The following is a 13,402-nucleotide window of genomic DNA, read 5'->3' on the forward strand; positions in this document are numbered from 1 at the left end:
GGCATGCGGGGGCGATCGTGTCGGGTTCGGCTGGTACGGCGCAGGCGAAGAAGGAGGCGTTGGAGAAGGTCGGGGTCCGGGTGGGGAAGACGCCCAGCGAGACCGCCCGCCTCATGCGCGAGGTCATGCAGAACCGCTGAACGCGTACCGGTCACGGTGACCACCGGCCTCAGGTGGTCACCGTGACGGCATAATGTGCGATTCGCCGGTCTCAAGTAGGCGACACGCGGTGCCGCAAGGACTACCGGGGGCGTCCGGCCTGAGACCATCGACTACTGTGACGGCCCTTTTCGATCAGCTGCGGACGGCCCCCCGTACCGTCCTGAGCAGACTCCCCCGGCCCGGCGTCACGGGTGACGACGACGAGGTGCGACGGCCGCTTCCCGTGTCCGGGATGCTGGCCGCCGCGTGGACCCTGGGCGTGGGGCTCGCGGTGCTCACCACGCTCACCCTGGTGGGCTGGATCGCCGCCCCCAGCGGTTCCCTCGGCCCCGGCCTGCCCGGCGTGTTCCGTACGGCGGCGCAGCTCTGGCTGGCGGCCCACCACGCCGGGTTCGCGATCCCGGGCGGCAGGGTCGGGCTGTTGCCCCTCGGGCTGATAGTCCTCCCCGCCTTCCTGCTGTACCGCGCGGCGCTGTGGATGGCGCGCGACGCCGATCTGCGGCTGCGGCTGCCCGCCCGGTTGCCGAAGGGCAGTTCCAGGGATCTGGCGACCGCTCGCCGTCGTGCGCAGCTGGTGCTCATCGCGCAGGCGGGCATCTCACTGGCCGCGCCGTACGCGCTGCTCGCGGGCATGATCGCGCTGGTCGCGCGGAACGAGATCACCCAGCCGCACATCGGCGAGGCGCTGCTCAGCCATCTGATCCTGGCGTTCCTCGCGGGGTCGCTGGCCACCGCCCGGACCATCGGGCCGTGGAGCCTGATGCTCAGGCTGCTCCCCGAGCGGATGCGCGCGCTCATGCTCGGCACCGCCACCGCGTTGGTGATCATGCTGGGGGCCGGCCTGGTGCTGGTGCTCGGTGCGATCGTGGTGAACTTCGACCAGGTGCGCGAACTGTCGAACTCGCTCGCGCCCGGCTTCGTCGGCGGGCTGCTCCTCCTCCTGGTCCAGGGCCTCTACCTGCTCAACGGCGTGGTGTGGGGGATGTCCTACATCGCGGGTCCCGGCTTCGCGATCGGCACCGGAACCCTGGTGGCGCCGACCGGGGTGCAACTCGGCAACGTGCCCAGTCTGCCGGTGCTCGGCGCCCTGCCCGACGCGGGGCCCGCCTCGCCGTGGGTGATGGGCGTGCTCGCGGTGCCGTTCCTCGCGGGGGCGGTCGCCGGCCTGGTGGTGGCACGGGTCTCCGCCTCGCCGTCGTATGAGGCCGCGCCGCTGTGGGGGTTCATCTGCGGGCTCAGCACGGGTGTGGTGGCGGGCCTGCTCGCCGCGCTCTCCGGCGGCCCGCTCGGCGACGCGCGGCTCTCCACGGTGGGGCCCTCGCCCTGGGAGGTGGTGCTCTCGGTGGCCCTGGAGGTGGGCGTCGCCGCGGGGATAGCCGCCGGGATCTCCAACTGGTGGCTGGTCTTCCGGGCCGCCCGCGGGCACGCTCCCGCGCTGGCCAGGCTGGGTACGGCCGTCACCCCGGTACGCAAGGCCGGAGCCGCGATCGCGAAGGCGGCGAACAAGGTCGGCTTCGCGGAGACGCAGGAGCCCGAGCCGCCTCCCGGGCACTGGATGGACGTCACCGAGACCGACACCCAGCCCATCCCGGTGATCAGGAACGACTGGGTCGACGAGCACGCCTCGGCCGTCGCGGAGTCACTCGACCAGCCGGGACCCAGACGTGACCCGGTCGACCCCGCCCGCCCGGTCCGCCGGGACATAGTCGACGAGACCGACGACCGCGGCGGACACGTGATCTACGTCGACCCCTACGCCTGGGACCGCGACTGACCGCTCACGGCATGAACTGGCCGGTCACGGCATGAACTGGCCGCTTACGGCATGAACGGGAACTGCAGCTCGCCCGGCTTGAGGAAGGGCATCCGCTGCTCCATCGAGCGCTCCAGCCGGTCCACGCACTCGGTCTGGGCGGCGACCGTGCCCGCGCCGATCTTGCACTCGCCGTAGGCGGTGAGTTCGCTGCCGAAGTAGAGCTGGAAGGCCGTCATCGCCAGGGCGACCAGCAACGCCACCGACGACATGACGACGCCGGTGACGGCGAGACCGGAGGGCTTGCCCGCCTTGCGTGACCCGCCCACCGCACGGATGCCCGCGGTGAGGGCCACGACGCACAACACGATCCCGGCGACGGGCAACAGCAGCGTCATGGCCACCGCTGCCAGGGCGAGCCATATCGCCCGCCGGGCGGCGGCCTCGGGGGACCGTTGTTGCCCGGTCGGAATCTGGACGGGTGTCGTCACCTGGCCTCCTCTACCTCACGTGCCCGGAGGGGCAGATACCCTGGCTTCGGTGCGCGCCAGCCGCACCTGATCGCCGTCGCCGAATGGAGCGTGTTCGTGTCAGACCAGGCCGCTCGGCTTGTGGTACTAGTCTCCGGTTCTGGAACCAACCTACAGGCCCTGCTGGACGCTGCGGCCGATGTCGGTTACGGGGTTCGGGTCGTGGCCGTCGGCGCCGACCGCACAGATATCGAGGGGCTGGCCCGGGCCGAGCGCGCGGGGATACCGGTGTTCGTCGAGCGGGTCGCCGATCATCCCGATCGGCGGGCCTGGGATGAGGCGCTCGCCGCCGAGATCGCCGCCCATCGGCCCGATCTGGTGGTCTCCGCCGGTTTCATGAAGATCCTCGGCCCACAGGTGCTCGACCGCTTCACGGTCATCAACACCCATCCCGCGCTGCTGCCGGCCTTTCCGGGCGCGCATGCCGTACGAGAGGCGCTGGCCTACGGCGTCAAGGTGACCGGTTGCACGGTGCATCTGGTCGACGCCGGGGTGGACACCGGGCCCGTGATCGCGCAGGAGGCCGTCGCCGTGTTGCCGGATGACGACGAGGCCACGCTGCACGAGCGCATCAAGACCGTCGAGCGCCGTCTGCTCGTCGAGATCGTCGGCCGGTTCGCCCGCGAGGGCTGGACCCTGACCGGCCGTTCCGTTCACCCAGGAAGGATCACGAAGTGACCCGCATCGCCGTCAGGCGCGCGTTGATCGCGGTGTACGACAAGTCCGGGCTTGAGGAGCTGGCCCGTGGGCTCGACACCGCGGGCGTCGAGATCGTCTCGACGGGGGGTACGGCGGCGCGGATCGCGTCGTTCGGTGTGCCGGTGACGCCCGTCGAGTCGCTGACCGGCTTCCCCGAGTGCCTCGACGGCCGGGTGAAGACCCTGCACCCTCGCGTGCACGCGGGTCTGCTCGCCGACAGCGGCAACCCCGCGCACGTCAAGCAGCTCGAAGAGCTGGAGATCGAGCCGTTCGAGCTGGTCGTGGTCAACCTCTATCCGTTCAGCGAGACCGTGGCCTCGGGCGCGGCCGACGCCGAGTGCGTCGAGCAGATCGACATCGGCGGCCCCGCGATGATCCGCGCCGCCGCCAAGAACCACGGCACGGTGGCGGTCGTGGTCGACCCGCGCTCCTACGACGACGTGCTCACGGCCGTCGCTGAGGGGGGCTTCACCCTGCCCCAGCGGCGTCGCCTCGCCGCGGGCGCCTACGCGCACACCGCCTCCTACGACGTCGCGGTCGCCTCCTGGTTCGCCGGCGACTACGCCGGCGGGGAGGAGGAGTCGCCGGAGTTCAAGGGCGTCACCTGGCAGCGTGCGGCGGTGCTCCGCTACGGCGAGAACCCGCACCAGAAGGCCGCGCTCTACACCACGGGCGAGGGGGGCCTGGCCGGCGCCGAGCAGCTGCACGGCAAGGAGATGTCCTACAACAACTACGTGGACGCCGACGCCGCGTGGCGGGCCGCCTGGGACTTCACGGACCCGTGCGTGGCGATCATCAAGCACGCCAACCCGTGCGGCATCGCGGTCGGCGCCGACGTCGCGCAGGCGCACCGCAAGGCCCACGCCTGCGACCCGCTGTCGGCGTACGGCGGGGTCATCGCCGTCAACGGCGAGGTCACCGCCGAGCTGGCCAAGCAGATCGCGGAGATCTTCACCGAGGTGGTCGTGGCGACCGGGTTCAGCGAGGAGGGGCTCGCCGTGCTGACGGCGAAGAAGAACATCCGCCTGCTGCGCTGCCCGTCGAGGCCCGGCAACGCGACCGAGTTCCGCGGGATCGACGGCGGGCTGCTCGTCCAGACCGTCGACCGGGTCGACGCGCCCGGCGACGACCCGGCCACGTGGGAGCTCAAGACGGGATCCGCCGTCGCCCCCGAGGTCCTCGCGGATCTGGTCTTCGCCTGGAAGGCGTGCCGGTCGGTCAAGTCCAACGCGATCCTGCTGGCCGCCGACGGGGCGACCGTCGGGGTCGGGATGGGGCAGGTCAACCGGGTCGACTCGGCGCGGCTGGCGGTCTCACGGGCCGGCGACCGGGCGGCCGGGTCCGTCGGCGCCTCCGACGCGTTCTTCCCCTTCGCGGACGGGCTCCAGGTGCTCGCCGAGGGCGGCGTCCGGGCCATCGTCGAACCCGGTGGCTCGGTCCGCGACGCCGAGGTGATCGCGGCGGCCGAGGAAGCCGGGATCGCCCTGTACTTCACGGGAACGCGCCACTTCTTCCACTAGGTCCACCGTGCCTCGCCGCTCGTGCGGCCGTTGCCCGGCAACGGCCGCCCGAGCGGGCGTCACGGGTCTGGCGAAGCGAGGCGGCGACCGGACCGTGCCTCGCCGCTCGTGTGGCCGCTGTCCGGCAACGGCCACACGAGCGGGTGTCACGGACCTGGCAAGCGGCGAACCGGACCGACTTCCGCACGCCGCTGCGCATGCTCGCCACGATCGGCCTGCGCACGCGGCTGTTCTACGCGGTCGGGGTGCCCCCGAAGACGGAGGCGGTGGCTGAGAAAACGTTTCTCGGCGGTCGAGCGACCACCCTCCGATGGCCGTCGTGGGTCGCCCCCGGCGTGGCCGTACGCCTGGCGGGTCAGTCCGTGGCCAGTTCGGTGCGCCAGCTGTGGCGTGGTCGCCAGCCGAGCAGCCTCGCCGCCTTCGCGGAGCTGAAGGCGGGCAGGGTGCCGGTCAGGCCCGCGGCGGCCTGCTCGGCGCCCGGCAGGAAGCGGGGGACGAGTTCCGCGAGCGGCTGCTTCGCGAGCGCGTCGTCGGCGCCGACGAAGAAGACGGAGCCGTTGGGCACGGCGTCGGCGTTCCGCAGCCAGGCGATCACGAAGGCGGCGGCGTCTCGGGCGTCGACGTAGTTGAACAGCGACACGGCGGCCAGTTCGGGCCGGTCGAGTCGTTCGGCGACGGTGTGGCCCATCTGGGTGTTCGCCCCCTGCCACTCCTCCGGTGAGATGACGAAGCAGGGCCGGAACAGGCCGAGGCGGAGCCGATGGCCGTCACGCGCGACGGCCATCGAGACGATGGACTCGATGAAGAGCTTGGACAGCGCGTAGGCGTTCCACGGCATGACCGGGTGATCCTCGTCGATCGGCAGGTAGCCGGGCTGCCAGCCGTTCGGCGCGCCGTACCCGATGACGGTGGGCGAGCCGGCGGCGAGCAGGTGGGTCGCGCCCACCTCGGCCGCGGCGGTCACCACGTTGTAGGCGATGGCCGTGTTGGTGGCGAGGATGACCTCTTCCGGCGCGCTGAACGGGATCGCGATCGCGGCGAGATGGATGATCGCCTCGGGCCGGGCGGCGTGCAGCGCCTTCAGGGTGGCGTCCGGATCGGTGAGGTCGGCGTGCAGGCACGTGGCGGGCAGGTCCTCGGTGTGCACCTGGTCGATGGAGGTCACCTCGTCACCCGCGGCGGCGAGTGCTCTGACGACGCTCCGGCCGAGCCGGCCGGAGCCCCCCGTGACGGTGATCCGCCTCATGCGCCCGACCGGCGGTCGTCGAGGGCCGTCCCGAGGTCGAGGTCGGCGACGTTCACCGGGGCCCCGGTGGCGAGCGAGACGTTGCCCGCGATGCCGACCGCGACGGATCGGAGGCCGTCGCGGTAGCCGGCCGGGCGGCCGAGCGGGTCGTCGGCCGGGCCGACGAAGAGGTCGTGCAGCATGCGGATGTCGCCGCCGCCGTGCGCCCCCTCACCGTTCACGATCTCGATCTCCCGGGCCGCCTCCCAGTGCCGTTGGAGCACCAGGCGCTCGCCGGGCGCGCGGGCCGCGGCGGCCGACTCGTCGGCGGCGACGACGCTGGGGTCGAGCGCGGAGTCGATGAGCACCTCGGCACGCTCGACGACGGCGAGTTCGGCGCGGCCCTCGGTGCCGTTGACCGCGACCGTGTAGCCCTCCCACGGCGCGTGCGCGTTCAGCGAGTACGACATGGTGGCGCCGCCGGCGTAGTCGACGAGCAGGGCGAGGTTGTCCTCGATGGTGATGCCCTCGCTGAAGACGTCCTGGTCCCGCCGGTAGCCGTCGAGGTGTTCGTTGCGCAGGTAGAGCGCGTCGAGGACGGCGTCGGCGCGCATGTCCAGGCTGAACGGGTCACCGGCCGCCTCGTCCACGCTGCCCCGGGCCGGTCGTTCGCCGAGCCCCCGGCGTGCGGCGTTCTTCGCACCGTAGAAGCGCAGGTCGCCGCTCCCGTAGACACGGGTGGGCACGTCGTCGATCCACCAGTTGACCAGGTCGAAGTGATGGGAGGCCTTGTGCACGAGCAGCCCGCCGGACTTCGCCTTCTCCCGGTGCCACCGGCGGAAGTAGTCGGCGCCGTGCTTCGTGTCGAGTGTCCACTCGAAGTGCACCGAGGTCACCGAGCCGATCGCCCCGGACCGGATCAGCTCCTTGAGGGCGCTGTTCCGGGGGGAGTAGCGGTAGTTGAAGGTGACCACGACCGAACGGCCGCTGCTCTCGCTCGCCGCCACGATCGCGCGGCAGCCGGCCGCGTCGATGGTCAGCGGCTTCTCGACGATGACGTCGGCTCCCGCGTTCAGGGCGCGGACCACCACGTCGGCGTGCGTGTGGTCGGGCGATGAGACGACGACTCGGTCGATCTTCCGCTCACTGATCATCTGGGCCAGGTCGCCGGGGGAGTACCACGCGGGCGCGGGCGCGCCGGTGGCCACGATGCGGTCGGTGTGGTAGCGCATCCGCCCCTCGTTGACGTCGCTGATGGCCACCAGCTCCGCCACGCCTGCGTGGGCGCCGAGGATGGCGTCGATGTACATGTGGGCCCGCGATCCGGTGCCCACCAGGGCGTAACGCTGTCCTGCCACTCTTTGCCTCCAGTGGTGGAGATGCCCTGGACGAGGGACCCGAAGAATGACGATGACCACAGTAAGCCGGCCGCCGGCCGGCGGTGTGAAAACGATTCCTCGGGCTGAATCGCCATTAGAACAGGACGCCTGGTGGGGCGTCAATGGCCGGTGCGTCGTCCGGGGGCGACGAAGAACGCCTACGAACGGCGCTGACGTGCCGTTGGGCGGGTGGGGAGGCGCGAAGGCGGCGAAGACCTCCGGCGCTCGCGGTTACCATCGGTGAAAAGGGTTTCTGGTGCTGCTCGGGGACAGCCCCCAACGACGGACGGCGGAGAACGCATGGCCAAGGGCGCACGGGGCAAGTCCGCCACCATCGTGGCGGTGGCGGAGATGGCCGGAGTATCCGTTTCCACGGTGTCCCGGGTGATGAACGGCAACTTCAAGGTGGACCCGGCGACGGCCGAGCGGGTCCGCGCGGCCGCCGCCGTGCTGAAGTACCAGCCCAGTCCGCTCGCGCGGTCGCTGGTCCTGGGCCGCACCCAGATGGTCGCGATCCTTGTCCCCGACCTGGCCAACCCGACGTTCCAGAGCGTGTTGCGCGGCCTCAGCAGGGCCGCCGCCAAGGACTCCTACCGGGTGGTGGTCGCCGACTCCACCGAGCAGACGAGCGAGGAGAGCATTCTGGCGGTGGAGTTGCGCCGCTGCTGCGACGCCCTCGTGCTGTGCGCGCCCCGGATGCCGGAGGACGAACTGCTGAGCCTGCTGCCTCAGCTGGCCCCCGTGGTGCTGATCAACCGGGACAGCCCGCGCATCTCCGCGCCGACCCTAACGGCCGACTACGAGACCGGCATCCAGCCGCTCGCCCTGCATCTCCACCAGCTCGGGCATCGCAGGATCGGCTACCTGGAAGGCAACCCGGACAGCGTGTCGAACGACCTCCGGCTGCGTGGCCTGCGGACCTTCGCCGGCGAGCATCCCGACGTCGAGCTGGTGACCATTCCCTGCGGGGTCACGTTCGAGCACGGGCACGCCGTACTGGACGCCGTGGTCGCGTCCGGGGTGACCGGCGCGCTCGCGTTCAACGACCTGGTCGCGATGGGGCTGCTCAGCGCGCTGCACGAGAAGGGCGTACGGGTTCCGGAGGAGCTCTCGGTGACCGGGTTCGACGACATCCCGTTCGCCAGGTTCACCACACCGCCGCTGACCACCGCCTCGGTTCCCGTCGTCGAGCTCGGCGAGGAGGCGTGGAAGCGGCTGCACGCGCTGCTCCAGGACGAGAGACCCGACCACGATCTCAACTTCCGGCCCCGGATCGAGGTGCGCGGCAGCACCGGTCCGGTGCGATCGTGAGGGAGCAAGGAAACGTTTTCACAGTCGATTTTCTCGAACGGCTCCACACCAGGCAGCTGGTCAGGAGAAATGTCTTAGTTTTAGTGGTTGCATGTGGTCTGCGTGGTTAACCTGTGGTGGTCCATCCCCGCACCCATCCCCCGGAGTCCCTTCCATGGCCATGATCGACCCCGTCCTGCAGACTCTCCTGATCATGCACGGATACACCAACAGCCCGTACGGACTGATCATGCTGGCGTTCCTCGCCGCCTATCTCGGCGGGCTCGTCATGGAGCGCATCCCGTTCACCAGGCGGATCATCGAGCGGCGTGAGGCGGCGGCCAGGGAGAGCGGCCAATAGGATGGTTTGACATGAGCGCGCTGAGACTCGATGGCAAGGCCACCGCAACGAAGATCAAGTCAGACCTGTCGGTACGGGTCGCCGCGCTCAGGGAGCGCGGGATCACGCCGGGACTGGGCACCGTGCTGGTGGGCGACGACCCGGGCAGCCAGATCTACGTGGCCGGCAAGCACCGTGACTGCGCCGAGGTCGGGATCGCCTCGATCCGCAGAGACCTGCCCGACACCGCGACCCAGGCCGAGGTCGAGGCGGTCATCGACGAGCTCAACGACTCGCCCGAGTGCACCGGCTACATCGTCCAGCTTCCGCTGCCCCGCCACCTCGACACCATGGCCCTGCTGGAGCGGATCGACCCGGCCAAGGACGCCGACGGTCTCCACCCGGTCAACCTCGGCCGGCTGGTGCACATGGTCGACGCGCCGCTGCCCTGCACGCCGCGCGGCATCATCGCCCTCCTCCAGGAGTACGGCGTGCCGATCAAGGGCGCGGAGGTCGTGATCGTCGGCCGTGGCATCACCGTCGGCCGTTCGCTCGGCCTGCTGCTGACCCGCCGCACCGAGAACGCCACGGTGACCACCTGCCACACCGGCACCCAGGACCTGGCCGGCCACGTGCGCCGAGCCGACATCGTGGTCGCGGCCGCCGGCGTGCCGGGGCTCATCACCGCGGACATGGTCAAGCCGGGCGCCGCGGTGCTCGACGTCGGCGTCTCACGGATCGACGGCAAGCTCGCCGGCGACGTGGCGACCGACGTCGCCGAGGTGGCCGGCCAGATGGCGCCGAACCCCGGCGGTGTCGGCCCGATGACCAGGGCCATGCTGCTCACCAACGTCGTCGAAGCCGCCGAGCGGAAGTGACCCCGTGACGCCATGGGATCACTCCCATGGCGTCACGAAGCGCGTCGGCCCGCTGCCGAATGATTCTCGGTGGCGGGGGTGCCCGCTGAGCGCTGGGGCGGCACGACCGGGGTCGGCCTGACCAGCCCGAGGGCCACGACCTCATTGGCCAGACGTGTGCGCCGATTGGTGCCCTCCGGGATCCGGAACTTCTGGTAAAGCCTGAGCAGGTGCTGCTTGACCGCCGCCTCCGTGACCACGAGATCGTCGGCGATCTCCCGCGCGGTGGCGGGAGCGACGAACGCCTCGTCGGACAGGGCGGGGCGGCACAAGGAGGTCAGCACATCGACCTCGCGCCTGGTCAGCTCTGGTGCCGCGGCGCGGCGCAGCTCGACCTCGGGAGTGAAGTCCTCCCGTGGAATCCCACCGATCCTGCCGCGAGCGGCACCGAAGGAGACGACGTCACCGTCGTCGAGCACCCTCCGGGCGATCGGCCTGCCGTTCACCCGGGTGCCGTTGCGAGACAGCCCCAGGTCGACGACGTAGAGATAGGGTCCGCGCCTGACGAACTCGGCGTGCAGTCTGGACACGCTTGGGTCCGTCAGCCGGATGTCGACACCACGGCCTCGGCCGACCGTAGTGATCTCGGGGCGCAACGGGACAACCTCGCCACTGTCCTCGACGCGTATGAACGGCCCCTCCACGGCAGTTCCTCCCCAGGTAGCCCGCCGTATCTTCTGCTATAGCTCCGGCTTACCCAAACGAGGGGATGGGGAATCGCCTTTGCCGTAAGGAGAATCCAGCTCGATTTTGGCCTGAGGCTTCGGACAAGGTTTTACCTGCTCACAGGTAGACTTCGGGCCAAGATAAGCGGAGGAAATACACATGGCGGACAAGCCCACCAAAGGTCTCGCCGACGTCGTCGCCGCGTCAACAGCGCTCAGCGACATCGACGGGAAGGCCGGTCGCCTCTTCTATCGTGGCTACGACATCCACGATCTGGCCGGCCGTACGACTTTCGAAGAGACCGCCCACCTGTTGCAGCGCGGCTCGCTTCCGACCAGCGGGCAGCTCGCGGCCTACGACGAGGAGTTGAGCCAGGGGCGTGCCCTGGGCGCGCTCGTCGAGGCGAACATCCCCGAGATCGCCGAGCGGGGGGCGCCGATGGAGGCGCTGCGCACCCTCGTCTCGCTGGCGGGCGCGGAGAGTCCGGACAAGGACTCCAACTCAGCCGAGGCCAACCTGCGCAAGGCGGCGCGACTGACCGCCCAGCAGCCGATCCTCGTCGCGCGCTACCACGCCGCCCGGTCGGGCAGGACCGTGGCGGACCCTGACCCCGAGTTGAGCGTCGCCGCCAACTTCCTGCTCCAGATCACCGGGCAGGTGCCCGACCCGCGCGCGGTCGAGATCCTCGACGCCTGCCTCGTGCTGCACGCCGATCACACCATGAACGCCTCCACGTTCGCGGCCCGCGTCTGCGCGGCGACCCTGTCGGACATGCACTCGGCGATCGTCGCCGCGATCGGCACGCTGAAGGGCCCCCTGCACGGCGGCGCGAACGAGCAGGTCATGCGCACCCTGCAGGGCATCGCGCCGGACAAGGTGGCGTCCGTGGTCCGGGAGAAGCTCGCGAACGGCGAGAAGATCATGGGCTTCGGGCACCGGGTCTACAAGACCGAGGACCCCCGGGCCACCCACCTGCGCAAGATGTCGCAGGAACTCGCCGAGTCCGGCGGCGACGACACGTTCTTCCGGATGTCGCGGGAGATGGAGGAGGTCGTCCTGGCCGAGAAGGGCCTCTATCCGAACGTCGACTTCTATGCGGCGACCGTCTACCACTATCTTGGGATACCCACCGACCTGTTCACGCCGGTCTTCTCCGTGAGCCGCATGTCGGGATGGACTGCGCACGTGATCGAGCAGCACGCTGACAACCGGCTCATCCGGCCTGACAGCGAGTACATCGGCGAGCGCGACCAGAAGTGGAAGCCGATAGACGAGCGGTGACAGAGACACAGAACGAGAGCCGAGGACCGTACGCCATCGTGCTGGTGGGTACGGTCCTGGGCGTGTCCACGGTCTTTCTGGGGATCCCGCCCGTGGTCGCCGTCCCGCTCGGCGGGGCGTTCCTGTTGTTCGGCGCCGTCCTGCGGATGGCGCTGCCCGAGTCGCGGGCCGGTTGGCTCGCCGTACGGGGGAAGACGACGGACGTCGTCACTCTCGCGCTGCTCGGGGCGCTGCTGGGACTGGGCGGTCTGCTGCTCCTGGTTCCCCGGCATTGGATCATCGGTTGAAAGGGCGGCCCGCGAGACGTACGCGACCGTCCGATAGCCTCAACGGCCAGTGAGCCTCATAAAGGACTGTCTGGTCATTGTTAGTTCAGAAGGGGAACCACACGCATGCCCAAGATCAAGGTAGAGAACCCCGTCGTCGAGCTTGACGGCGACGAGATGACGCGGATCATCTGGCAGTTCATCAAAGACCAGCTGATCCTTCCCTACCTCGACGTCGATCTCAAGTACTACGACCTCGGCATCGAGCACCGCGACGCGACCGACGACCAGGTCACGATCGACTCCGCGAACGCGATCAAGCAGTACGGCGTGGGCGTCAAGTGCGCCACGATCACGCCGGACGAGGCCCGGGTCGAGGAGTTCGGCCTCAAGAAGATGTGGCGCTCGCCCAACGGCACCATCCGCAACATCCTCGGCGGCGTCATCTTCCGCGAGCCGATCATCATGTCGAACGTGCCGCGGCTCGTCCCCGGCTGGACCAAGCCGATCGTCGTCGGCCGTCACGCCTTCGGCGACCAGTACCGCGCCACCGACTTCAAGGTGCCGGGCGAGGGGTCGCTGACCTTGACGTTCACCCCGAAGGACGGCAGCGAGCCGATCGAGCTCGACGTCTACGACTTCCCCGGCAGCGGCGTCGCGATGGCGATGTACAACCTGGACGACTCGATCAGGGACTTCGCCCGCGCCTCCATGAGGTACGGCCTGAACAGGAACTACCCGGTCTACCTCTCGACGAAGAACACCATCCTGAAGGCCTACGACGGCCGCTTCAAGGACATCTTCGCCGAGGTCTTCGAGAGCGAGTTCAAGGCCGACTTCGAGGCCGCCGGCATCACCTACGAGCACCGCCTGATCGACGACATGGTCGCGGCGGCGATGAAGTGGGAGGGCGGCTACGTCTGGGCGTGCAAGAACTACGACGGTGACGTCCAGTCGGACACCGTGGCGCAGGGCTTCGGCTCGCTCGGCCTGATGACCTCGGTCCTGATGACCCCCGACGGGCGGACCGTCGAGGCCGAGGCCGCGCACGGCACCGTCACCCGGCACTTCCGCCAGCACCAGCAGGGCAAGCCCACCTCCACGAACCCGATCGCCTCGATCTTCGCGTGGACCCGTGGCCTGCAGCACCGCGGCAAGCTCGACAACACTCCCGCGGTGAGCGACTTCGCGGACAAGCTGGAGCAGGTCTGCGTCGAGACCGTCGAGGGCGGTCAGATGACCAAGGACCTGGCGCTCCTGGTGGGCGGCGACGCACAGTGGCTGACCACCCAGGACTTCCTGGCGGCGCTGGACGAGAACCTCAAGAAGAAGATGTCTGTTTGATGGTGAAGGGCCGCCTCCGGGCGGCCCTTC

The 13,402-nt window shown here is 69.9% G+C and carries 13 protein-coding genes and 1 pseudogene; 10 read left to right on the forward strand and 4 right to left on the reverse strand.

The genetic code is table 11. The features are described from left to right. Together MBA17_RS46490 and MBA17_RS46495 are read left to right on the forward strand one after the other, a co-directional pair. Nucleotides 1-140, forward strand: a pseudogene (locus tag MBA17_RS46490) (succinate--CoA ligase subunit alpha); the annotation flags it as partial. 137 nt (nucleotides 141-277) lie between these two features. Beyond that, the gene (locus MBA17_RS46495) at nucleotides 278-1,936 is read left to right on the forward strand and encodes a cell division protein PerM (RefSeq protein WP_238505253.1); all 1,659 of its coding nucleotides are present in this window, start codon (nucleotides 278-280) and stop codon (nucleotides 1,934-1,936) included. 44 nt (nucleotides 1,937-1,980) lie between these two features. Here MBA17_RS46495 and MBA17_RS46500 read toward each other — a convergent pair whose 3' ends face one another. Next, nucleotides 1,981-2,406: a hypothetical protein gene (locus MBA17_RS46500; protein WP_238505255.1), complete on the reverse strand. Its 426-nt coding sequence runs from the start codon at nucleotides 2,404-2,406 to the stop codon at nucleotides 1,981-1,983. A 96-nt stretch (nucleotides 2,407-2,502) separates the two neighbouring features. On the opposite strand from MBA17_RS46500, the gene purN reads away from it, so the two are divergent. Both purN and purH read left to right on the forward strand, forming a co-directional pair. After that, complete coding sequence (gene purN, locus MBA17_RS46505; protein ID WP_238505257.1) at nucleotides 2,503-3,123, forward strand: phosphoribosylglycinamide formyltransferase; 621 nt, start codon at nucleotides 2,503-2,505, stop codon at nucleotides 3,121-3,123. Next, on the forward strand, nucleotides 3,120-4,664 hold the full coding sequence (gene purH / locus MBA17_RS46510; RefSeq protein WP_238505259.1) for a bifunctional phosphoribosylaminoimidazolecarboxamide formyltransferase/IMP cyclohydrolase: 1,545 nt from the start codon (nucleotides 3,120-3,122) through the stop codon (nucleotides 4,662-4,664). The genes purN and purH overlap by 4 nt, the downstream gene beginning before the upstream one ends. A 355-nt stretch (nucleotides 4,665-5,019) precedes the next feature. On the opposite strand, the gene MBA17_RS46515 is transcribed toward purH, so the two are convergent. Beyond that, nucleotides 5,020-5,910 carry an NAD-dependent epimerase/dehydratase family protein gene (locus MBA17_RS46515; RefSeq protein WP_238505261.1) on the reverse strand — a complete coding sequence of 297 codons (891 nt, stop codon included), beginning with the start codon at nucleotides 5,908-5,910 and terminating at the stop codon, nucleotides 5,020-5,022. Next, nucleotides 5,907-7,247 (reverse strand): Gfo/Idh/MocA family protein, encoded by a 1,341-nt coding sequence (locus MBA17_RS46520; protein ID WP_238505262.1) that lies wholly within the window; start codon nucleotides 7,245-7,247, stop codon nucleotides 5,907-5,909. Before MBA17_RS46520 ends, MBA17_RS46515 begins: the two co-directional genes overlap by 4 nt. Before the next feature lie 321 nt (nucleotides 7,248-7,568). Between MBA17_RS46520 and MBA17_RS46525 the strand changes: the two genes are divergently transcribed. The 3 genes from MBA17_RS46525 (at nucleotide 7,569) to MBA17_RS46535 (ending at nucleotide 9,776) form a co-directional block, all read left to right on the forward strand. After that, the gene (locus MBA17_RS46525) at nucleotides 7,569-8,579 is read left to right on the forward strand and encodes a LacI family DNA-binding transcriptional regulator (protein WP_238505264.1); all 1,011 of its coding nucleotides are present in this window, start codon (nucleotides 7,569-7,571) and stop codon (nucleotides 8,577-8,579) included. A 154-nt stretch (nucleotides 8,580-8,733) separates the two neighbouring features. Continuing rightward, nucleotides 8,734-8,919: a hypothetical protein gene (locus MBA17_RS46530; RefSeq protein WP_238505271.1), complete on the forward strand. Its 186-nt coding sequence runs from the start codon at nucleotides 8,734-8,736 to the stop codon at nucleotides 8,917-8,919. An 11-nt stretch (nucleotides 8,920-8,930) separates the two neighbouring features. Continuing rightward, a complete protein-coding gene (locus tag MBA17_RS46535) occupies nucleotides 8,931-9,776 on the forward strand; it encodes a bifunctional methylenetetrahydrofolate dehydrogenase/methenyltetrahydrofolate cyclohydrolase (protein WP_238505273.1) in 846 nt (281 codons plus the stop codon). 32 nt (nucleotides 9,777-9,808) lie between these two features. Here MBA17_RS46535 and MBA17_RS46540 read toward each other — a convergent pair whose 3' ends face one another. Further along, the gene (locus tag MBA17_RS46540) at nucleotides 9,809-10,459 is read right to left on the reverse strand and encodes an FHA domain-containing protein (protein ID WP_238505275.1); all 651 of its coding nucleotides are present in this window, start codon (nucleotides 10,457-10,459) and stop codon (nucleotides 9,809-9,811) included. A gap of 181 nt (nucleotides 10,460-10,640) precedes the next feature. Between MBA17_RS46540 and MBA17_RS46545 the strand changes: the two genes are divergently transcribed. The 3 genes from MBA17_RS46545 (at nucleotide 10,641) to MBA17_RS46555 (ending at nucleotide 13,372) form a co-directional block, all read left to right on the forward strand. After that, nucleotides 10,641-11,762, forward strand: a complete 1,122-nt coding sequence (locus MBA17_RS46545; RefSeq protein ID WP_238505277.1) for a citrate/2-methylcitrate synthase — start codon at nucleotides 10,641-10,643, stop codon at nucleotides 11,760-11,762. Continuing rightward, a complete protein-coding gene (locus tag MBA17_RS46550; protein ID WP_238505287.1) occupies nucleotides 11,759-12,049 on the forward strand; it encodes a DUF3017 domain-containing protein in 291 nt (96 codons plus the stop codon). The genes MBA17_RS46545 and MBA17_RS46550 overlap by 4 nt, the downstream gene beginning before the upstream one ends. 105 nt (nucleotides 12,050-12,154) lie before the next feature. Beyond that, nucleotides 12,155-13,372, forward strand: coding sequence for an NADP-dependent isocitrate dehydrogenase (locus tag MBA17_RS46555; protein ID WP_238505289.1), 1,218 nt, complete (start codon nucleotides 12,155-12,157; stop codon nucleotides 13,370-13,372). The last annotated feature ends 30 nt before the right edge of the window (nucleotides 13,373-13,402 follow it).

Source organism: Dolomitihabitans soli (genome assembly GCF_022213955.1).
GTDB classification, from domain to species: Bacteria; Actinomycetota; Actinomycetes; order Streptosporangiales; family Streptosporangiaceae; genus Streptosporangium_A; species Streptosporangium_A soli.